This window comes from Pseudomonas sp. S31, assembly GCF_016648105.1.
In the GTDB taxonomy this organism is placed as follows: domain Bacteria; phylum Pseudomonadota; class Gammaproteobacteria; order Pseudomonadales; family Pseudomonadaceae; genus Aquipseudomonas.
Genome location: NZ_JACVVE010000001.1, coordinates 119,573 through 141,088 on the forward strand (window position 1 = coordinate 119,573; position 21,516 = coordinate 141,088).

Here is a 21,516-nt window from a genome sequence, read left to right on the forward strand (position 1 = left end):
ACTACCGCCCCGCCAGGGGTTGGGTCAGCAACTGCATACGCTGGGCGATGGCCACGGGCGGTGCATCCGGGCGGATCTTGCTCCAGCGCTTGCCCGCAACGTCCCCGGCGATCAGCTGGGTCGAGTGCTGTTCGGGGCTCGGCAGGAACTGGCCGATGCGGCCCAGCACCAGGTCGACGTTGGCCTTGTCACCGGTGAGGAACAACCAGTTGGGGCCATCGACGCCCTGCTGCTCGGCAAACGCCTTGAGCACCGACGGGGTGTCGTTGAGCGGGTCGCTGCTGATCGACACGAACGTCACCTGGCCGGCCAGTGCCGGGCCCATCGCCTCGCGGACCTCGCGCAACTTGCGCGTGATCAGCGGGCAGGCGTCGGTGCAGTGGGTGAAAATCACGTTGAGCATGACCACCTTGTCCTTGAGCACATCGCTGTAGAAGCGCAACTCACGGCCGTTCTGGTCCTTGAGCAGGGTATCGGTGAACCAGGCCTGGGCATCGTGGGTGCCGCCGCCACTGGTGATGGCGGGCGGTGCCGGCTGTGGGCTCGGCGCGGCTTCGGAGCTGTGCCCGTCATGAGCGAAGGCCACCGAACTCAGGATCCACAGGCAGGCCACCAGGGCCAGCCAGTCGCTGCTGCGCATCGTGGTACGGCGGGTCACGCTGTTCATGGCTGCACCTCCTGCTGGTGTTCGACGATGGCGGTACTCTTGGCGTGCACTCGGCGGGCGCTGAGACGGTTGATTTCATCGACCAGCACCTTCGGGTCGGTGAAGCCGTAGTAGCGGGTCCAGTGGCCGCTACGCCCGTCTCCGACGAGAATCAGCGGCGGATGCTGGGTGAGGTCTGCGGTGAAGCTGCCGAGCCCCTTGAGCGTCTCGGTGATGGCATAGGGCGAGCCGGTCAGCCAGCTCCAGCCGGTCCCATGCTGGAAGGCCTTGGCATAGGCCTGCAAGCGCTTGGCGTCGTCGCGTTGCGGGTCGACGCTGATGGACACCAACTGGACCTCGCCCCCCACACGGCCACCCAGTCGTTGCTGGACCTTGCCCATGATCGACGAGACCACCGGGCAGACCGTGGTGCAGCTGGTATAGATGAAGCCCATCACCACCAGCCGGTCGCCCACCAGGTCTTTTTCCAGGCGCACCGGCATGCCGTCCTGGTCGAGCAGCGAGACATCGGCGAAGCGCACGCTGGCCTCTTCCTGGTGCAGCGCCGGCGGCTGCGACGCGGCGCCACCGTGGTCGTGTCCGGCGTGGGCCAGCGCCAGCTGGGCGGACAGCAGCAAGGGCAAGGTCAGGCTCAGGGACAGTCGCTTGCAGGCAGGCTTGATGTTCATCGCAGACTCCTGATTTCACTGGGGGCAGTGCCCTGGGCGGTGCTGGCAGCGGCCGGCAGGACACGCAGGCTGGTGTAGTTCTCTTCGGCGAACTTGCGCCCGAGCGAGGGCGATTGCACATGCAGGTACCAGGCGCCAGGGTCGGGCAAGCTCAACTGCGCCTGGTAGAGGCCGGCTTCCACTTCCACCAGTGGCAGGTCGCGCGGCATCGACGACGGCGCCAGGAAGTAGCGCAGGTGCAGGTCGCGCAGGCCCGCGCGCGGCCGGCCATCGTCGCCGACGATGCGTACCCGTGCGGTGAAGGCGCTGTGCTGTGCCTGGGGTTGGTCGATGCCAATGAACTCGGCGTGCGCGTTACGCCGGCTGGCCGCATCCGGGGCCACCGCCACGTCGGTGCTGAAGCAGTGGATGATCTGCGGCTGGTTGAGCAGAAAGGCCACGTCGAAGGTCCCGGCCGCCGGCATCTTCACTGTCGAGCCGTACACCCCAGGCGCCAGCTCGCGCAGGCTGCGGTCGACCACGAGCGCCGCGCGTGCCTGATGGCCGCGGTTGTTGTAGCCGGACATCGGCGCGTTCATGCCTTCGGCGTAGAAATAGGTGGTGTTGTCCACCGGGTTGACCACGAACACCGAGTTGTCGTCACGCGAGACCGAAAGCCCCTGGGCCAGCGGCAGATCGCCGGCCTGGCGCGGGGCGGCCGGGCCGGCCTCGAAGCCCTGGACGATCGGTTGGCGCCCTTCGCCCAGGCTGCCCAGGTTGATCATGCTGACCTTGGGTGATGCCAGGCCACGCACGTAGGCATAGCCCTTGGTGAAGGTCAGTTGGTAGGGCTCGGCCGCCACCGGAATACGATGGATCACCCGGTCGGTACTGGCATCGATGACCAATGCCTGGTTTTCCAGGGTATTGAGCACGATGCCGTAGCGCCCATCGCTGCTGAAGCGCATCGGCCCCAGGCCCTGCTCGGCCTTGACGATATGGCGCAGCTGATGGCTGCGGGCGTCGAGCACCCGCACCGTGCCCTCCCGGCCATCGGCCACGTATACCGCCTGGGACAGCGCCGAATAGGCCACCGACAACGGGTGTGGCCCCACCGGCACCGACTTCACCAGACGCATGTCGGGAATGTCGATGATGCTCAAGGTGCCGCTGTCGCGGTTGCTGACGAAGGCATAGCGCGAGTCGGCGCTGAAGGCGATCTCATGGTGCCCGCTGCCAGTGGCGAAGCTCTTGAGCAGGGTGCGCCCCGGCACATCGATCACCGTCACGCCGCTCTTGGCCGGATCGTCGCTGTTGTTGCCGACCCACAGTCGGTGCTGGTCCGGCTGCAAGGCGACGCGCAGCGGTTGCGCACCGGCGTCCAGGTCGGCCACGCGGGTGAAGGTCTCGGTATCGATCACCGCCACCTTGCCGCGCTCGGGAATCGACACGAACACCTGCTTGTCATCGCTGGTCGCCACCCAGTCCATCGGCTGGCCGGGCAGGTCGATGCGCGCCAGGGTGCTGGTGATACCCCCCACCGAGACCGTGGGGTCGATCACCGTCAGACTGGCGTCCTTGTTCAGTACCAACAGGAAGTAGCCATTGAGGTCCAGCATCGGCCGAGCGCCGATGCTGCTCTTGAGGAACAGCGCCACGCGAGCCTTGCAGCTCTGGTCGCGGGTGCTGCCCTGCGGCGCCGACTGTGCCGGGTCGATCCAGGCCCCAGGCGCCATGCCCGACAGCGGCTGGCCGCTGGCCTGGTCGCTGACCTTGAAGCGGATGTTGGCGAAGTCCCCCTCGCGCAACACCTCACCGGTCAAGGGCCGGGCCTCGAACTCCACGGTCAGTCCGTCCCGGCTGAGCCGGTGCAGGGCCTGAGGATCTTCAGGCTCCTGCAACAGCTCGCGCGGGTCGCACCAGAGCTTCTCGTAGGCCACCCCCAGGCCGATCAGCGCTACCCCCAACAACATCCCCAGGTACGCCGGGCGAGTCTTCTCGTTCATGCTCGCGTTCCCTCTTCCGTTACTGCGCCGCGGCGGTTGCCGGCGGTGCGTCATTGGTCACCCGCAGAATTCCCCACAGCCCCGAGAGGTTGCCGTAGGCGGCATAGTCGCGGAACAGGTAGTCCCCCGGTACCGCGTTGGCACCCCCGGCACTCGGCAGCATGAAGCTGAAGTGCGCCGCCGGCAGCACGCTTTCCTGGGCGCCGATGTACATGGCCATCGGGTTGTAGCCGAAGCGCACCGAGCCGATGCCAGGCAGGCCCATGGGGTAGCCATCGATGTCGTTCTTCTCGGCCTGGTAGTTGTGCAGCGGCCACAGGTGCCCGTCGAGCTGGTAGGTGATGCCGCGGCTGCCACCACTTGGCATCAGCACATGGCTGCGCACCGGCTGGCCAGGCTTGGCGTACAGCACCGGAGTTTGTGGATCGCCGCCCACCAGCGCGTTGCTGTAGGCCATATGGGCATTGGGCACATCGGCAAGGCCGAAGCCATCGGCATGGCCAAAGGGTGCATCGGGGGCTAGCCCGAAGCGCAGCCACAGCGGCTCGGTCTTGTAGTTGAGGGCCATGTTGCCGTTGTCCTTGGGATCGCCGGGCACACCATTGCCCTCGGTGGCGATCCCTTCCACCGGACGGCCATCGGCCCAACGCATGTTCATCGAGCGCTGCCAGACCGTCACCAGGTCGCGGTAGTCGGCTTGGCCGCTGACCTTGACCGTGGCCTGGGCACGGCTGGCGGTGTCCTCGGTCCAGGTCGCGGTTTGCGGCAGGATGCTCATGGCGCCGACCAGGCCTTTCTGCGGTTGCTTGATGACATCGGCAGGCGTCAGGTTGAGGCCACCGAACTCGATCGCCGTGGTGTTGATGTTGTCCACCGTGCGGCCCAGTTGCAGCACCGGCTTGCCTTCACGCTCCAAGTGCCCGGCGTAGTACTGGTACACCCGGCTCGGGTAGGCACCACTGTTACCCGCGCGCGGTGGCACGGTCTGCACGGGGTTGGCACCGACGTTGACGCCGTCGGACTTGGTGATGTCGTAGGCCAGCAACTGCGCATGCAGGCCCACATGGCTGGACGGGCGCATCAGGTTGTTGTTGAAGGCGGTGGAGCCTTCGCCATCGAAGCGATCGCGCTTGACCACGTTCTGCATGACCGCAGTGCTGGGCAGGTCCGGCATGACCATTGGCAGGCGGTTTTCCAGGGTGATGCTGACGCAATCACCGGCATTGGCGCGCAGTACCAAGGGCTCGACCGGCACGCCTGGCTTGAGCTTGCCGCTGATCGGGTCGAGGTCTGCCTTGCGCACGTACAGCACGGCCGTCGGGTCATGCAGTGGCGCGCTGTGGCCGCCGACGGTGAAGGTGGTGCCGTCCTCCTCGTCGACCACCGTTACCTGCGGGATGCTGGTCGCGCGGTTGTTGAACACCAACGTGCCACCGCTTGCCTTCAAGGGCCCACCCACGTGCTGGCCGACCCCGGCCGGGTCGCCAATGCTGACGCCGTTGCGGTTCTCGAGGATGTCGTTGGCCAGCGCGGCGACGATTTCGTAGCTGCGCTTGACCGTGGCACGGGTGCCGATGCCGTTGGGGTTGGCCGTGGTTTTCGGGCATATGCCGTCGAAATTCACGGTGTTGCGCATGGCCACCGGCTGCGGGTTGTTCGGCAGCGGGAACAGGTCGGCGCGCTGCGCGGTATAGTTGCGCATCACGCCCCAGATCCCGTTCCAGTAGCCTTCCAGGGCGGCGTCCATGGAGTACAGGTAGTCGCCGTTGGTGGCTGCCGAACTGGAAATCATCGACACCGGCGCCATGAAGCCCATCTGTTCGGAGATACCGATCATCTGCGACGCCTTCCAGCCCGAGTTGGAGCTGTTGCCGAAGCCAGAGCCATTCTGCAGCCACTTGACGCCATGCAAGGTAACGTTGTGCTCCTCTTCGTGGCCGCCGGCGTGCAGGCGCAGGCGCACGTTGTCCCCCGAGTAGGTTCGCAGCATCGGCGTGAAGGGGTCGCCGGGTTCGCTGCCGGCCTTGTTGATGTGGGGCGGGAACAGCGTGGTGCCGCCAGTCGGGCCGACCGCCGAGGTGATCGCCGAGGGTGCCAGGTTCATCGCCGGGATAGCACGGTCGGTACGGCTTTGCATCGCATAGCCCAGGTCCCCGCCCAAGCCGTCGGCCTGCATGCCGCGCTTGCCGTCCGGGCCGACCTTGTTCGGGTCGAACACGCGCAAGGCCAGCGGTTCGTTGCGGTAGTTGACGACGAACATGCCGGGGTCATCCACCGAAATCGCCTGCGGGCATGGCCGGGTTGGGCAACCTGGGCTGAGCCCGCCGCGCGACTCGACCACCGACTCGAGCAGGTTCGAGGCTTTCTGGCGCACGGGGGGGTTGATGGCGTAGCGGAAGCTGTCGGCGGTCGCCGGGTAAGCCTGGCCGTTGGGCACGCCATCGGGGCCGGCGCCCACGTAGACCCCCGCTTCGTATGCATGCTGGAAGTCGCTGTACTCCAGGAAGAACTCACGGTAGCTGTCATTCTTGCCATCGCCATCATGGTCGCCGGTCTTGATCACCGCTTGCCAGGAGGTAGGCCCGCCGTCGGCACGCAGTGCCGGGTTGTACAGCTGTTCGCCGGTCTCGGCGTGGTACCAGGTGGAGCCAGCGGGTTCGGCCAGCACGGTGGCGTACAGGCCCAGTTGCTGGTGAGTGGATGGGCCAAGGTGGTCATGGGTGAAGATGGTGCCCAGCCCCCGGTCGACGTTGTGCACGTTGACCAGCGGGTCGGCGAACCAACGTTGCATGGCGGTACGCGCACCCAACCAGTCGGCGCGGCCGAAGCGCCCGAAGTACGGGTGCTGCCTGGCCTTTGGACAGGCCGCCGTACCCTCGCGGCTGTCGCCTTCGCTGCAGCCATTGAAGGCACGAATGGCATGCACGCGTTCGACCACGCTGCCGGGCGAGAGGATACCGTCTTCGTAGTTCCAGCCGTTGGCCGAACCGTCGGCGGCGGTCAGGTCCCACTTGGGCAGGTGGATATGCTGGCCGATCACGTCGGTTGGGGTCCGCACCTGGTAGTCGTCCATTTCATAGAACGACGGGATCAGGTTGGTGTGGGTGTACATGGTGCAATCGAAGGTGTTCATGCGCATCACCAGTGGCTCTGGCGGACGCTGTTTGCTGATCACCGGCCAGGCGTCTTCCCAGAGCGCGATGATGCGGGCTTGCGGAAAGTGGTAGCCGACCTTGTTGTACACCGCGTCGAACTGGATGTTCGCGCCCTTGTAGATCCGTGGTCGATCGGCAGTGAAGGTGGAGGAACCGCGGAAGTTGATGCCAGTGAGGCTTTCACCACTGAAGAATTCGCCCGCACCCGAGCCTTGAGTCAGGCGTTTGCCGCGATCATCCATGCACGGTTCGTAATACGGGGCACCGGCAGTGGGCAACGCACCATTGGTGCGAAACGCCATGGGCACCGGTTGGCTGCCGGGGACCAAGGCATAGCTGGGGTGCTCGGCCTGGGCGTGGAACTGCATGGCCGCTTGTTCGACGTCGGTCCCCTCTTCGGGCAGGTAGATGGGCTTGGCCTTGTGCACCACCTTGGAGAAATCGAGCTTGGTGGTGGTGGTTTCGGCCTCGCCGCCAGCGGACACACCGTCCAGCGCGTGGCGACCCAGGCCGCCGTCCCAGCCATCGACCTGGTTCGGGTCGAGGTTGGCCCACAGGGCCTTGCCACTGTCCTTGAGCTGCCGGGCCAAGGCCGGATCGAGCATGTCCAGCGGCGGGGTCGGCGGACGGTTGCCGACACTGCTTTCCATGCCACCGATCCAGAACGGATAGCCTGGGTTCTTCAAGGAGCCGTCGGCGTTGCGGTTGCTTTCGCTGCGGTCGACCAGCGCCAGTGAGCCAACTGCCTTGGGTGCGGTGGATTCGCCTGGGTGATCGTCGTCCGCTTCCTCTGGGTCGTCATCGTCCTGCTGCGCGACTACGCGTTGATCGAGCTTGGGCACTACCACGACCTTGCCGGGCATCGGCGCCATGGCCTTGCCTGGCAGCGGCACGATGGCCGGAATCGGCGTACCGGCCACGATCTCACCATCGGGCAGTGCCCGCGCGCCGGCCGCCGGCTTGCCACTGCGCAGGGCGAAGGGTTGGCCATGGAAGCCGTTCTCGCCCTGCCCGCTGACCTCCAGCCGGGTCCCCTCCTCGAAGACATCGTGCACGCGCCACATGGCCCACATGCCTTGGGCGAAATGCGGGTAGAAATGGCAGTGATAGATGGCATCGCCGGCGACACGGTTGCGGTTGCCCGCACCACCGTTGGCGATTTCGTAGGTGTAGCCGATACCGGGGCCGATACCCTGGGCGTCGATGTAGTCGGAGTTGTCGTCGTTCGGGTTGAACAACCACTGGTGGCCGTGCAGGTGGAAGATATGTTGTTCGTGGCCGTTGTGGGTGTTGCGGAACTTGGTGAAGTCACCGATGTAGCTGTGGTGCACGTTGGCAGGTTCGGCCGGGTAGAGCGCCATGTTCGCCTTCACCCCGGTGGCGGAGGCTGGGGGCACCTCGCCCGGGCGAATGTGTTCGAGGCCGACGTTGGCGGGAACGTCGACCAAAGTACCGATATCGCCTACGGTATGGGCGCTCAGGAAGAACTCTTCGTAGGCGCACGACAGGCAATCATGCATGGGGCCGACGCCAAGGCGGTTGGCCACCACCTCCGCGCCCATCCCGCCGGAGCCGTAGTTGATCATGAACGAGTCGCGAGTCGGCTCGAGCACGTGCCCCATCACAGGGTCGGCCCAGTAGCCGGGAAATGCCTGGGTGGCGGCAACTTCATCGGCGAACTGCGAGGCGAAGTCGCGAAACGCCTCGAGCCGATTGGGCAATGCCGGGTTGCGCTTGTTGATGCTTTCCAGCGGATAGGTCGAGCGCGGGAAGCTGCCATCAGGGTTGGGGCCCATGACGACGGCATCGGTTTCACTATTGAGGATCTGGTTGCCATCGACCATGGCGATGATCGGCTTGCCCGCCTTGCCCTCGGCGATCCACGGCGCGGCCTGGGGGTAACGCGCCTGGTAGTCGATCACTGGCTGGCCGGTGGCGGTACGACCGGTGGTAGCCAGGCGCATTTCTTCTTCGGTGAGGGTGTTGCGGTAGGTGCGGCCACCCTTGGGCACCACGACCACCTGGCCGAACAAACCGTTGGCGACGTTGCCGGCCCCCCCCTGGCCACCGAAGGTCGCGCCCTGGCTGGTAGCAGCGAAAGCCCCTTCGCGCTCGGCATACAAGGTGTAGCTGCGGGTATTGCCTGGCGCTACCAGGAAGTTGCCATTGCGGCCGGTGTTGGCGGCGATGTCGCCGATGCTGTTGACCGCTTGCAGGCCATTGACCTGAAAGCCGACATGGCGATCGGTCACTTGTTCGTCAGCGACGAAGTGCTCACCGCCCTCGTTCTCGACCTCGGTTTCCAACCCCTCCTCTTCCTCGGTTTCGTTCTCTTCGTGATCCAGGCCGTGCTTGTTGGGGTTGGCCTGGTAGGCCAGCAGGTTGGTCAGGTTGACCGTAAGGCAGTCACCGGCGGCCACCCGCAGCACGATCGGCCGCGGCCGCTTGTCCGGACGCAAGGTGACCTTGCCCGGCATCGCGGCGCCGCCAATGCTCAACGGTACCTGCTTGTCGTCCACCACATCCTCGCGGAGGGCGAACATCATGCCGTTGGCGTTCTGCGCGCCAAGGCGGTTGAACATCAGAGGCTGGTCCAGCGCCACTACATCGGCCACCAGGGTGCGCTGGCACTGCACAGCCGCCTCGCTGGTAGCCTGCCAGCCCAGCAGGGCGAACATGAGTGACGTCAGGACGGGGCCTTTGTTCGGGGTCGACATGCTGCACCTCCGGGACGCAGGGAATATGCGAGGAGGTCAGCAAGGTGTGTGCCAGTTACTAAACACTCATAAAATCAGATAGTTACAGACCAAAACAAAACGAACTGGGGAGGATTCCCCAATGGGATTCCCCGAACAGGGGGGAGGATTGTCATTGCCAGTGGCCGGGCTTGGGAGTGTCCCGGCCTGTAGATCAGCGCCTGCAGCCACGCCGATGAACGTCAATGAAATATTTTGAACGTCCACGCGTGGCAAGCTTCAAAGCTTGATCCACGTCGCCCCTCGCACGGAGCCTGCCTTGACCCCACAGCCCTCCCCCCTGCGTACCAGCCCTGGAGCCCAGCGCATGAAAATGCCTTGCCGTGCACCTAACGCCAACGTGAAACTCGATTACGTCCGCGACACCCTGTTCGGCCCCGTGGCCCTGAGCGTGGAATGCCAGTGCCAGCTTGCCCCGGTGAACCTGCAAGGCCGTCCCGCGCTGCGTTTGCACATCTGTCCGCCTTTGCCAGACAAGGTCGACCGCGCCCATAGCGTCGCTTTCATCTTCGAAGGCTGCAGTTACCATGGTGTGGTACGTGATCGGGGGAAATGCGGCGATGGCGGGCTCAACTTGCTGCTCGAATTGCGATGAGTCGATGATCCTGTCGTGGTTCAACGTCCTGATACCTGAATACGTACGCCCGGCCAGCCTCGGCTGACCGGGCAGCGGCGACGTCAGGCGATGGCCTTGAGTGGCGCTGACTGGCTGGCCTGCATGGCATGCAGTTGCCCGACCAGGTTGACCAGGTCGCGGCAGCTGTTGAGGCTGTGCAGCGGTACACCGGCGAGGGTCACGCCCTCGTCGAGGTTGTTGCCCTGACCCAGGCGGATGGTCAGGGTGGCGCCGTCCAGGCAGCTGACTTCACAACGATCAGGCAGGCAGGCCTGTTCGATCATCTGCCGCATTTCCAGCATCGAAACTCCTATCAACGACATGGTATGACCCTCTCTGTACTGGATGGCCTATTGTGAGTGGTTACGCCTTTGTTCGGCGGAGTGCCAATTGATAATGCCCATGCCCAAGCGGCCGTCCATGCGCTTGAGCGATGATCGTGCGAAGAATCCCCTAGCACCTTAGTGGAAGAGGACTGCGCCCGGCGGGCGTTCGGTCGGGTCCCGGGACTTGGCGACGGGCGGTCAGTGCTCCGTCGCTGCCATCTGACCAAAGCGGCCGGCCTGGAAAGCCTCGAACGACTCGAGGATCTCCGCCTGGCTGTTCATCACGAACGGACCGTAGCCGACGATGGGCTCGTCGATGGGTTCGCCGCTGAGCAGCAACAGGCTGGAGTCCTGCACCCCTTCCAGCTCGACATCGGCGCCGTCGCGCTCCAGCAATACCAGGCTGGCCGGGCCGGCATCGCGCTCGGCATTGACCCGCACGCTACCGCACAGCACCACCAGGGCTGCGTTGCGCCCAGCCGCAACTGGCAGCTGCAGTTTCGCGCCCGCGTTCAGGCGCAGGTCCCAGACATCCATGGCGGTGAAGGTCCGAGCCGGGCCCTGGTGGCCCTCGTAGGCACCGGCGATCACCCGCAGGGTGCCGGCCCCCTGTGCCAGCGGCACCTGTGGAATGTCCGCCGAGAGCAGGGTCTGGTAGCCAGCCGCGGCACGTTTGTCTTGCGCCGGCAGGTTGACCCAGAGCTGCACCATTTCCAGCGTGCCCCCCGTGCGGGCAAAGGACGGTGCATGGAATTCCTCGTGGATGATGCCATTGGCGGCGGTCATCCACTGCACGTCACCGGGCCCGATCAGGCCGCCCGCGCCCGTAGAGTCGCGGTGTTCGAGCTCACCCTGGTAGACGATGGTCACCGTCTCGAATCCACGGTGCGGGTGCTCGCCCACGCCCCGGCGCTGGTGGGTGGGGCTGAAGTCGTGAGGGCCAGCGTAGTCGAGCAACAGGAACGGGCTGAGCTGGCTGGCCAGGTCGTCGTAGGTGAACAGGCTGCGCACCGGAAAGCCATCCCCGACCCAATGGGCGTGGGGGCTGCGGTGGATACCCAGGATCTTTTTCATGAGAAGTCTCCTCTCTTGGCTGGGTACCACCTTACCAATGCGGGCAATCAGCCGGTAGACGGCTCAAATGGCATGGATCGTTCCATCAGTAGAACAACAAGAGGCTTCGGGATGCAGAAAAGCCAGGACCTGCTCCGCCGCCGGGCCGGGTTGTTCCTGCATGAAGCAATGCCCGCCGGGCATCTCCAGCGTGCTCACGGCACCATTGAGCTGCGCCAGATGCTTCACCGATTGCGGCACGAACGGGTAGGTCTGCTCGCCATAGAGAATGCGCGTCGGTGTGCTGATGCTTTTCAGCGAGGCCCATAGCCGCGCCGGGAACGAGCTGAACACCTCCACCTCGCGACTCGGCCGACACTTGAGCACTACCCGCTCGCCGCAATCACCGATCGCATGTTCGATGTAGGCATGCAGGGCGGTTTCTGCCCACCCCTTGAAGATGCCCCGCCCTTGCAGCGAAGCCAAGGCGGCCTGGCGGTCCGGCCAATGGCTGCGCCGCCTTGCGGCCCCACGCGCCAGGCCATGGCGCCGATGCAGGCCGAGCAAACGGGCCGCGCCCATCACCCCGAGCATGCGCCTGCTGAACAGCACCGGGTCGAGCAATACCGCGCGGCGGAACAGCTGCGGCTCGCTGGCGACGATCAGGCTGGTGAGTACGCCGCCAAAACTGTGGCCCAGGGCGTACCGGTGAACCTCGCCATACTCGCCGCGCCCGGCCTCGAACGCCTCCACCGCCAACGCTGCGGTGCGATTCCAGCCACGAAACGGTCCGCCGTGGTCGCTGTCGCCATGGCCCTGGACATCGCTCAACCACAGGTCGAAATGCTCGGCCAGGCGCGCCAACAGCGGTTGGTAGGCCAGGCAGCAAAAGCCGTTGCCGTGCAAGAAATGCAGCAGCGGCTTGCCGCTGGCCGGCGAACGCCAGCCGCGCAAGGTGAAACCTTCAGAGCATTCGTGGGACCAGGGGATCAACTCCATCGGCAGTTGTACTCGACAGTTCAGGAAAGCCCCAATTCTACAAACAGCAGCGGGTCCAGCGGAATCACTGATTCAGGGCCATCAGGACATTGGCCAGCATCAGGTGACACGAAAGGGCGGATCAGCCCTGACAATTGCGGTAGATTAGCCGGCCGGATTCGCCGTTCCCATCCAAGGAAGCCCACCATGAGCCTGACCATCCGCCCAGCCGTACGCAGCGATGCCACGCAGATCCTCGCCTTCATCACCGAACTGGCCGACTACGAGCGCGCCCGTCATGAGGTGGTGGCCAGCATCGAGGACATCGAGCACAGCCTGTTCGACGAAGGCAGCACCGTGCACAGCCTGATCTGCGAACGCGATGGCCGGGCGATCGGCTTTGCCGTGTACTTCTACAGCTATTCGACCTGGCTGGGGCGCAATGGCATCTACCTGGAAGACCTGTACATCACCCCCGAACAACGGGGCGGCGGTGCTGGGCGCGACCTGTTGCGCCACATCGCCCGCGAGGCGGTGGAGAACCGCTGCGGCCGCCTGGAATGGAGCGTGCTGGACTGGAACGAACCGGCCATCGGCTTCTATCAGTCGCTGGGTGCCGAGGCGCAGGATGAGTGGGTGCGCTACCGGCTCGATGGCGACAAGCTGCTGGCGTTCGCCCAAGGGTGAGCGAGGTCGCTCAGCGTTTCACCCGCCGTTCATACGCCGCCAGCACGATGCGCTCGGACTGCACCAGGTAGTTCTCCAGCATGCGCGTGGCCTCCTCCGATCGCCCCTCTTCTACACAGCGCAGGATCGCCGCGTTCATGTCCAGGTACGGCAGGTGCAGGAACTCCGGGTCGTTGAGTACCCCGAACGCCAACCGCAGCTCGGCCGATATCTGCGAATAGAACACCAGCAACCGCGGGCTATCGGCCAACTCGACGATGGCCCGGTGAAACAGCATGTTGGCCGTCCCCACACCCACCCAGTCCTTCGCCTCACGCGCCTGCATGCCGGCGTCGACCGCCTCGCGCATGTTCAATGTGCCCGGATGCAGTGGAAAGCCCTGAGCGATGGCCTTGCACTCGATGAAGCGGCGTACGCGGTAGATGTCGATGATCGACGCCATGTCCGGTTCGGCCACGGTCACGCCGCGGTTGGGTTCGTGCTTGAGCAGGCCCTCGCGGGTCAGTACGCGGAACGCCTCGCGCAAGGTGTTACGGGAAATCTGCAGGGTCTCGGCCAGCGCCGCCTCGGACAGGCGCTGCCCTGGCACCAACTCGCCTTCGACCAGCATTCGGCGGATTTCCTGGGTAATGGATTCGCCCAGCGTGCGGGGAAGCGTGGCAGAAACGTCGGTCATGGGTAATCCAGAAGAAGGAGGACGCAAGGATATTCCCCGAGACCTCGTTACCTGGCAAGGCACAAAGCCGCGGCGTGCTTCATCAGGTAGCACGAATGAGTGGAAGTGTAACAATCCGGTGCATTATGCTCACCAATACAAAATAGATTGTTGAACAATCTAGGCCGCATGATTCATCGAATTGAAGCCTATTCTTGCTACATGGCATGGCACTTGCTCAGCGAAGTCATCTCTCATTGTAGGAATGCTGCTGTGACACAGACCGCTCTAGAGTTCAGCAAGGCCCGGCGATCGTCCCTGATCGCCGCGATCTTCATGATGGCCACCTCCGCCATCGGCCCGGGTTTCCTGACCCAGACCGCTACCTTCACCGCGACCCTGGGCGCTGCGTTCGCCTTCGGCATCCTTGCCTCGATCCTCATCGACTTCGTCGTGCAGTTGAACGTCTGGCGTATCGTCACCCTCACCCGCATGCGCGCCTCAGACCTGGCCAACGCGGCGATTCCCGGCAGTGGTTACGTGCTGGCGGTGCTGGTGATCTTCGGCGGCCTGGTGTTCAGCCTGGGCAACATCGCCGGCGCCGGTCTTGGCCTCAATGCGCTGATCGGCCTGGACCCGAAATGGGGGGGTGCGCTGAGCGCCCTGGTGGCCATCGGCATCTTCTCGTCGCACCGCGCCGGCGTGGCCATGGACCGCATCATGATCGTCCTCGGCACCCTGAAGATCAGCCTGATCGTGTTCGCGGCCTGTTCGACCCACCCGCCCCTGGGCGAGGCCTTGCGCCAGGCGGTATGGCCTGATTTCGTCGACTTCGCGGCGATCACCACCATCGTCGGCGGCACCGTGGGCGGCTATATCACCTATGCCGGCGCCCACCGCCTGCTGGACAAAGGCACCGTTGGCGTGGAAAACATCGACGTGGTGTCCAAGGCGGCCCTGACCGGCATCCTGGTTACCGGCATCGCGCGCTATGTGCTGTTCCTGGCCATCCTCGGCGTGGTCGCCAGCGGCGTGGTCATCGACGTCTCCGGCCAGGCTGCCAACCCGGCCGCCCAGGCATTCGGCGCCGCCGCCGGCCAGGCCGGGCTGATGGCCTTCGGCCTGGTACTGTGGGCCGCCGGGATCAGCAGCGTGATCGGCGCCTCGTACACCTCGATGTCGTTCATCACCGTGTTTTCCAAACGCATCACCGAGCGCACCCGCCACCTGGCGACCGTCGGTTTCATTCTGGTCGCACTGGCCGTATACCTGACAGCAGGCAAGCCGCCGGCAGCCCTGCTGGTGTTCGCCGGCGGCTTCAACGGCCTGATCCTGCCGCTGGGCCTGAGCATCTTCATGTACGTCGGCTGGCGCCGCTCCGACCTGATGGGCGGCTACCACTACCCGCGCTGGCTGCTGGTACTGGGCGTGCTGACCTGCCTGTTGTCGTGGTACATGGCATTCAAGTCGGCCGGTGCCATCTTCGCCTTCATCAACGCAGCCTGAGACTGCCACGGAGACCCTTTTCATGACTGCCATCGACCTCAACAGCGACCTCGGCGAAAGCTTCGGTGCCTGGAGCATGGGCGACGATTCGGCGATGCTCGAGATCGTCACCAGCGCCAACGTCGCCTGTGGTTTCCATGCCGGCGACCCCGCCGGTATCCTGCGTACCCTGGAGGCCGCAGCCGCCCGTGGCGTGGCCGTGGGTGCCCACGTGTCCTACCCCGACCTGGTCGGCTTCGGCCGCCGTAACATGAGCGTGCCCGCCGAACAGCTCAGCGCCGACGTGATCTACCAGATCGGTGCCCTGCAAGGCCTGGCGCGCAGCGTCGGGACCCAGGTGAGCTACGTCAAACCCCACGGCGCGCTGTACAACACCATCGCCGCCGACCCGGTCCAGGCCGCTGCGGTGATCCAGGGCGTGCTACGCATCGATCCGCAGCTCAAGCTGGTCTGCCTGGCCAACTCGCCGCTGATCGGCTGGGCCACCGAAGCAGGCCTTGCGTGTGTCGCGGAGGCCTTTGCCGACCGCGCCTATACCGCCCAGGGCACCCTGGTGTCGCGTGGCCGGCCCGGCGCCGTGCTGCACGACGTCGAGTTGATCGCCGAACGCATGCTGCGCCTGGTGCGCGATGGCGAGATCGAGGCCGAGGACGGCCAGGTCATCCGCCTGCAGGCCGACTCGATCTGCGTGCACGGCGATAGCCCCGATGCGGTCGGCATCGCCCGTACCGTCAGAAACCGCCTGCTCGAAGCCGGCACCACCCTTCGCGCATTCTCCTGAGGCCGACCATGAATCCATTCCAGCAAGCCCGCGAAGCCGCCGCTGCCGCCCGCGCCCGTTACCGTGACGGCCTGGTCTCCCCCACGGCCGGCCACGCCCCAGGCCTGACCCAGTGCAACATGATTTGCCTGCCGCGCGAGTGGGCCTACGACTTTTTGCTGTTCGCCCAGCGCAACCCGCAAGCCTGCCCGGTGCTGGACGTGACCGAGCCCGGCGATCACTCGACGTTCCTCGCCGCCGACGCCGACCTGCGCACCGACCTGCCGCTCTACCGCGTGTGGCGTGACGGCCAACTGGCCGAGGAAGTCAGCGATGCCCGCCAGCTGTGGGCCGAGCACGATGACCTGGTCAGCTTCCTGATCGGCTGCAGCTTCACCTTCGAGAACGACCTGCTCGAAGCCGGTATCGACGTGCGTCACATCAGCGAAGGCTGCAACGTGCCGATGTACCGCACCAACCGCGCCTGCCGGCCTGCCGGCCGCCTGCAAGGCAACATGGTGGTGTCGATGCGCCCGATCCCGGCCGACCGCGTGGCCGACGCCGCCAAGATCACCGGGCGCTACCCGGGCGTGCACGGCGCCCCGGTGCACGTCGGCGAGCCCGGCCTGCTCGGCATTGCCGATATCGCCCGCCCCGACTTCGGCGATGCGGTGACCCTCAAGCCGGGCGAGATCCCGGTGTTCTGGGCCTGTGGCGTGACCCCGCAGGCGGTGGTGATGGCATCGAAGGTACCGTTCGCGATTTCCCATGCGCCTGGCCACATGTTCATCACCGACGTTCCCGACAGCCATTACCACGTGTAGGAGTGGATCATGCGTTTCTATCCGGTCAGCCTGGATGCACTGTTGGTCGAGCTGGCGAACCTGGACGAGACCCTCGCCCTGTTCGATGCCCTGCAGCAGGCGCCCATCGCTGGCGTAGAAGATATCGTGCCCGCCGCCCGCACGCTGCTGGTGTACTTTCGCCCCAGTGCGCTCAGCCGCGAGGCGCTCGCCGCGCAGATTGCCGGGCGTGATGTCGGCGCCACGGCACGCCAGGCTGGCAAGCTCATCGAGATCCCGGTGCACTACGACGGCGAAGACCTCGACGACGTGGCGCGCGAACTGGGCATCGGCCGCGACGAAGTGATCCGCCGCCACACCGGCAGCGACTACAGCGTGGCCTTTTGCGGCTTCGCCCCCGGCTTTGCCTACCTCAGCGGCGGCGCCGGCTTCGTGGTCCCGCGGCGCAGCACACCGCGCACCCGCATTCCGGCTGGCGCGGTGGCGTTGGCCGGCGGCTTCAGCGGCATCTACCCGCAAGCCAGCCCCGGTGGCTGGCAGATCATTGGCGTGACCGCGACCCGTATGTGGGACCTCGACCGCGACGAGCCCGCCCTGTTGCAACCGGGCTACCGTGTGCGCTTCGTCGATGCCGGGCCGCAGGCCGCGGTGCAGGTCCAAGTGCCGGCTCCGGCCCTGCCGGTCGAACCGGCCGCTGACAATCACCTGGAGATCGTCTCGCCGGGCCTGCAGACCCTGTTCCAGGACCTCGGCCGCCCGGGCCGCGCTGGGCAAGGGGTATCGGCCTCCGGCGCGCTCGACCGCGGTGCGCTGCGTGCCGCCAACCGCGCCGTGGGCAACGACCCGGCCAGTGCCTGCCTGGAAGTGCTCATGGGTGGCCTGAGCTTCGTCTGCCGGGGCCACGCCGTGGCAGCCGTGACCGGTGCCACCAGCGTGGTCGAGGTGCGTACCCCCAGTGGCCAGGTGCTGCGCCCGGCCCTGTATGCGCCGTTCACCTTGCACGACGGTGACCAGGTCTGCGTCCAGGCGCCCAGCGCCGGGTTGCGCAACTACCTGGCCATTCGCGGTGGCTTCAGCGCTGCCCCGGTACTCGGCAGCCTGGCCACCGATACCCTCGCCCAGGTCGGCCCCAAGCCCCTGGCCGCAGGTGACCGCCTGGGTTTCAACGCGCGCGTCGGTGGCACCGCCGTATCGCTGGACGAACAGCCGGCCTTCGCCATGCCGCGCGCCGGCCAGGTCGTCACCCTCGACGTGGTGATGGGGCCGCGCAGCGACTGGTTCACGCCCGAGGCGCACACCGTGCTGGCCGAACAGCCATGGCAGGTGACGCCGCAATCCAACCGCATCGGTATTCGCCTGGCCGGCGAGCAACCGCTGCAACGCGCCATCGACGGTGAACTGCCCAGCGAAGGCACCAGCGTCGGCGCCATCCAGGTACCACCCAGCGGCCAGCCGGTGCTGTTCCTGGCCGACCACCCGCTGACCGGTGGCTATCCGGTGATTGGCGTGGTCGCTCCGTATCACCTGGACCTGGCCGGGCAGATCCCGGTCAACGCGCATATCCGCTTCAACCCGCTGGGCGCCTTCGAGCCCGTGCGGCCTGCCCATTCCGACGAGATCCAAGCCCGATGAAAAAGGTCCTGATTGCCAACCGTGGCGAAATCGCCGTGCGTATCGCCCGCGCCTGCCGTGACTATGGCGTCGCCAGCGTGGCGGTGTACGCCGACGCCGACATCGATGCCCTGCACGTGCGCCAGGCCGATGAAGCCTATGCACTGAATGGCCAGCGTCCGGCCGACAGCTACCTGAACATCGACAAGCTGCTGGCCGTGGCGGCCCGCGCCGGCGCCGATGCCGTGCACCCAGGCTACGGCTTCCTTTCCGAACGTGCCGATTTCGCCCGTGCCGTGCTGGCTGCCGGCCTGACCTGGATCGGCCCGAACCCCGACACCATCGACGCCCTGGGCGACAAGGTGCAGGCCCGACGTATCGCCCTCAAGGTCGGCGCGCCGCTGGTGGCCGGCACCGAAGACCCGGTCGAGGACGCCAGCGAAGTGCTGGCCTTCGCCGAGCAGCACGGCCTGCCGATCGCCATCAAGGCGGCCTTCGGTGGCGGTGGTCGCGGCCTCAAGGTGGCCTGGAAGCTCGATGAAGTCAGCGACCTGTACGCCTCTGCGGTGCGCGAAGCGGTCACCGCGTTTGGCCGTGGCGAGTGTTTCGTCGAACGCTTCCTCGACCGCCCGCGGCACATCGAGGCGCAGATCATCGCCGACCGTCATGGCCGCGTGGAGGTGGTCGGGACGCGCGACTGCTCGCTGCAGCGGCGCAACCAGAAACTCATCGAGGAAGCCCCGGCGCCGTACCTGGACGACGCCCTGCGCCAACGTATTCATGACTCGGCCCGTAACATCTGCGCCGAAGCCGGTTATGTCGGCGCCGGTACCGTCGAGTTCCTGCTGAGCAGCGATGGCACCCTGTCGTTCCTGGAGGTCAACACGCGCCTGCAGGTGGAGCACCCGGTGACCGAGGAAACCAGCGGCATCGACCTGGTCATCGAGCAGTTGCGCGTCGCCGATGGCCTGCCGCTGTCGTTCCAGGGCAGCCCTGCCCCGCGTGGCCACAGCTTCGAGTTTCGGATCAATGCCGAGGACGCTGGCAACGGCTTCCTGCCCACGCCGGGTGCCATCGAGGCGTTCCAGCCGCCGAGCGGCCCGGGTGTGCGCCTGGACACCGGCGTGGTCGAAGGTTCGCGGGTATCGCCCAACTTCGACTCGATGATCGCCAAGCTGATCGTCACCGGCGCCACCCGCGAGCAGGCCATTCGCCGCGCCCGTCGTGCCCTGGCCGAATTCCGCGTCGACGGCGTGGCCACCGTGCTTCCATTCCACCGGGCGGTGATGGATCACCCGGACTTCACGGCTGACGATACCTTCGCGGTGCACACCCGCTGGATCGAGACGGATTTCGCCGAACACGTGAGCATTGCCCCGCGCAGCGCCACCCTCGCGGATGCGGGCGTGCTGCGCACCTTCGTCGAGATCGATGGCAAGCGTCATGAGCTGGGCCTGCCGACCGGCCTGCTGGCAGGCATCAACCTCGGCGCCGCTGCGCCAGTGGCAGACACCCCAGCCGCCGCTGAAACCTTAGACGAGCATGCCGTGTTCACCCCCGTGGCTGGCAACCTGCACGCCTGGGTGGTGGAAGATGGCGCCAGCGTCGAAGCCGGCCAGGTCATCGCCGTGATGGAAGCGATGAAGATGGAAACCTCGATCCTGGCACCTCGCGCCGGCACCCTGCAGATCGCCGAGCAGCCGGGCAACTATCACGACGCCCGCGCCCGTATCGGCCGCATCGACTGATCCACCCCGCTTTACCTTGAAGTCACACGCGCACTCGGGCCTTCGCGCCCGAGGGGCCGCGTGCTGCCGGCATTCAGCCGCCGGCACCGTTGCGACCAAAACAAGAACGTTCTATCGACCCTCCTGCCAGTACCGGAGCATGCCAGGCATGTCGTCAAAAAAGACCCTTGCAACATTCAGTTCGTGCGCATTGCTGTTCCCCGTGGTGGCTTCGGCGGACTTTCTCGCCGACAGCACCGCCAACCTGGAATTGCGCAACTTCTACTTCAACCGCGACTTTCGTAACGGCCCACCCACCGCGCAGCGCCACTCGGCCGCCGAATGGGCCCAGGGCGCGCTGCTGCGCTTCACCTCCGGCTATACCGAAGGCACTGTCGGCTTCGGCCTCGATGCCTTGGGCATGTACGGATTCAAGCTCGACGGTGGCGATGGCTCGGGCGGCACCGGCCTGCTGCCGGCCGATCTGAGTTCCAACAATGGCCAGGGTTCGCAGGATGAGTACGCCAAGCTGGAGCTGACCGCCAAGGCGAAGGTGTCCCAGACGATCCTGAAGATCGGCTCGCTGGCCTTCCGCAACCCGGTGGCGCAGAGCAACGACACCCGCCTGCTGCCGTCCACCTTCGAAGGTGCGATGGTGACGTCCAGCGACATCGACAACCTGGCACTGCAAGCAGGCAAGCTGCGGCAGATCAAATTCAACAGTTCGTCGAACTACCAGGACTTCACCGGCAACCGCATTGGTGGCCAAAGCGATGACTTTCGCTTTGCCGGAGGCACCTACAGCTTCAGCAAGGGGCTGAGCACCAGCCTGTTCTACGGCAACCTGGAGGATGTGTACCGCCAGGTGTTCGCCGGTGTGGTCTATGAAGTGCCACTGGCCAAGGGGCAGTCGCTGAAGTTCGACCTGCGCTACGCGAAAAGCCAGGAGGACGGCAGCTTCCGCGACCTGGACAACCGCTCGGCCAACGGCCAGGTGGCCTACACCCTGGGCAGCCATACCTTCACCGCGGCCTACCAGCGCATGAGCGGCGACGATCCGTTCCCCTACATCGCCAACAGCGATCCGTTCCTGGTCAACTTCGTGCAGATCAACGACTTCGCCAACATCGACGAGCGTTCGTGGCAGTTACGCTATGACTACAACTTCGCGGCTATCGGATTGCCTGGGCTGACATTCATGACGCGGTACGTGAGCGGCGACAATGTGCAGGTCAACGGCGGGCACGCAGGCAAGGAATGGGAGCGCAATACCGATATCGGTTACACGGTGCAGAGCGGTGCCTTGAAGAACCTCGGGGTGAAAGTGCGCAACGCCACGGTGCGCTCGAACTTTGGCAATGACCTGGACGAAACGCGCTTGATCGTCAGCTACACCTGGGGGCTTTGGTAAGCGAGCGGCAGTGTCTGCTTCGCGGGTGAACCCGCTCCTCACAGAACAAACGCTAACCTATTGATTTGGCTAAAGCCCTGTGGGAACGGGCTTGCCCGCGAAAAGACACCGCGCTGCCTGGCACGGGCTACGCCCGTGTTCGCGGTAGTTGC

16 protein-coding genes are annotated in these 21,516 nt (G+C 65.6%); 8 read left to right on the forward strand and 8 right to left on the reverse strand.

The annotated features are described in order from the left end of the window. Position 1: 1 nt before the first annotated feature. The 4 genes from IAE37_RS00525 to mnxG are packed head-to-tail and all read right to left on the reverse strand — an operon-like array spanning position 2 to position 9,192. Entirely contained in the window at positions 2–667 is a 666-nt protein-coding gene (locus tag IAE37_RS00525) for an SCO family protein (RefSeq protein ID WP_201167234.1), read from the reverse strand. Further along, positions 664–1,335, reverse strand: coding sequence for an SCO family protein (locus IAE37_RS00530; protein ID WP_201167236.1), 672 nt, complete (start codon positions 1,333–1,335; stop codon positions 664–666). Before IAE37_RS00530 ends, IAE37_RS00525 begins: the two co-directional genes overlap by 4 nt. Then, positions 1,332–3,320 (reverse strand): cytochrome D1 domain-containing protein, encoded by a 1,989-nt coding sequence (locus tag IAE37_RS00535; protein WP_201167238.1) that lies wholly within the window; start codon positions 3,318–3,320, stop codon positions 1,332–1,334. Before IAE37_RS00535 ends, IAE37_RS00530 begins: the two co-directional genes overlap by 4 nt. Positions 3,321–3,339: 19 nt before the next feature. Further along, complete coding sequence (gene mnxG / locus IAE37_RS00540) at positions 3,340–9,192, reverse strand: manganese-oxidizing multicopper oxidase MnxG (protein ID WP_201167240.1); 5,853 nt, start codon at positions 9,190–9,192, stop codon at positions 3,340–3,342. Between the two features lie 346 nt (positions 9,193–9,538). Between mnxG and IAE37_RS00545 the strand changes: the two genes are divergently transcribed. Continuing rightward, positions 9,539–9,826: a hypothetical protein gene (locus IAE37_RS00545; RefSeq protein ID WP_201167242.1), complete on the forward strand. Its 288-nt coding sequence runs from the start codon at positions 9,539–9,541 to the stop codon at positions 9,824–9,826. A gap of 83 nt (positions 9,827–9,909) precedes the next feature. Here the strand turns inward: IAE37_RS00545 and IAE37_RS00550 are convergent, their stop codons facing one another. From IAE37_RS00550 to IAE37_RS00560, 3 genes are all read right to left on the reverse strand, one after another. Further along, positions 9,910–10,170, reverse strand: coding sequence for a DUF1652 domain-containing protein (locus IAE37_RS00550; protein WP_201167247.1), 261 nt, complete (start codon positions 10,168–10,170; stop codon positions 9,910–9,912). A gap of 201 nt (positions 10,171–10,371) precedes the next feature. Continuing rightward, positions 10,372–11,247, reverse strand: coding sequence for a pirin family protein (locus tag IAE37_RS00555; RefSeq protein WP_201167248.1), 876 nt, complete (start codon positions 11,245–11,247; stop codon positions 10,372–10,374). Between the two features lie 63 nt (positions 11,248–11,310). Further along, positions 11,311–12,225: an alpha/beta fold hydrolase gene (locus IAE37_RS00560; protein ID WP_201167249.1), complete on the reverse strand. Its 915-nt coding sequence runs from the start codon at positions 12,223–12,225 to the stop codon at positions 11,311–11,313. A 186-nt stretch (positions 12,226–12,411) separates the two neighbouring features. Here IAE37_RS00560 and IAE37_RS00565 point away from each other — a divergent pair, with 186 nt between their 5' ends. Beyond that, the gene (locus IAE37_RS00565; RefSeq protein WP_201167251.1) at positions 12,412–12,891 is read left to right on the forward strand and encodes a GNAT family N-acetyltransferase; all 480 of its coding nucleotides are present in this window, start codon (positions 12,412–12,414) and stop codon (positions 12,889–12,891) included. A 10-nt stretch (positions 12,892–12,901) separates the two neighbouring features. Here IAE37_RS00565 and IAE37_RS00570 read toward each other — a convergent pair whose 3' ends face one another. After that, the gene (locus tag IAE37_RS00570; RefSeq protein WP_201167253.1) at positions 12,902–13,567 is read right to left on the reverse strand and encodes a GntR family transcriptional regulator; all 666 of its coding nucleotides are present in this window, start codon (positions 13,565–13,567) and stop codon (positions 12,902–12,904) included. Positions 13,568–13,819: 252 nt separating this feature from the next. On the opposite strand from IAE37_RS00570, the gene IAE37_RS00575 reads away from it, so the two are divergent. The 6 genes from IAE37_RS00575 to IAE37_RS00600 all read left to right on the forward strand — a co-directional run bounded on the left by IAE37_RS00575 (position 13,820) and on the right by IAE37_RS00600 (position 21,364). After that, on the forward strand, positions 13,820–15,052 hold the full coding sequence (locus IAE37_RS00575; RefSeq protein WP_201167255.1) for an NRAMP family divalent metal transporter: 1,233 nt from the start codon (positions 13,820–13,822) through the stop codon (positions 15,050–15,052). A gap of 22 nt (positions 15,053–15,074) precedes the next feature. Then, on the forward strand, positions 15,075–15,833 hold the full coding sequence (locus tag IAE37_RS00580; RefSeq protein WP_201167257.1) for a LamB/YcsF family protein: 759 nt from the start codon (positions 15,075–15,077) through the stop codon (positions 15,831–15,833). Positions 15,834–15,841: 8 nt separating this feature from the next. Beyond that, a complete protein-coding gene (locus IAE37_RS00585; protein ID WP_201167259.1) occupies positions 15,842–16,636 on the forward strand; it encodes a putative hydro-lyase in 795 nt (264 codons plus the stop codon). A 9-nt stretch (positions 16,637–16,645) separates the two neighbouring features. Beyond that, the gene (locus IAE37_RS00590) at positions 16,646–18,247 is read left to right on the forward strand and encodes a carboxyltransferase domain-containing protein (protein WP_201167265.1); all 1,602 of its coding nucleotides are present in this window, start codon (positions 16,646–16,648) and stop codon (positions 18,245–18,247) included. Further along, a complete protein-coding gene (locus tag IAE37_RS00595) occupies positions 18,244–19,974 on the forward strand; it encodes an acetyl/propionyl/methylcrotonyl-CoA carboxylase subunit alpha (RefSeq protein WP_201167268.1) in 1,731 nt (576 codons plus the stop codon). Before IAE37_RS00590 ends, IAE37_RS00595 begins: the two co-directional genes overlap by 4 nt. A 148-nt stretch (positions 19,975–20,122) precedes the next feature. Next, on the forward strand, positions 20,123–21,364 hold the full coding sequence (locus tag IAE37_RS00600; protein WP_201167272.1) for an OprD family porin: 1,242 nt from the start codon (positions 20,123–20,125) through the stop codon (positions 21,362–21,364). Positions 21,365–21,516 lie beyond the last annotated feature (152 nt).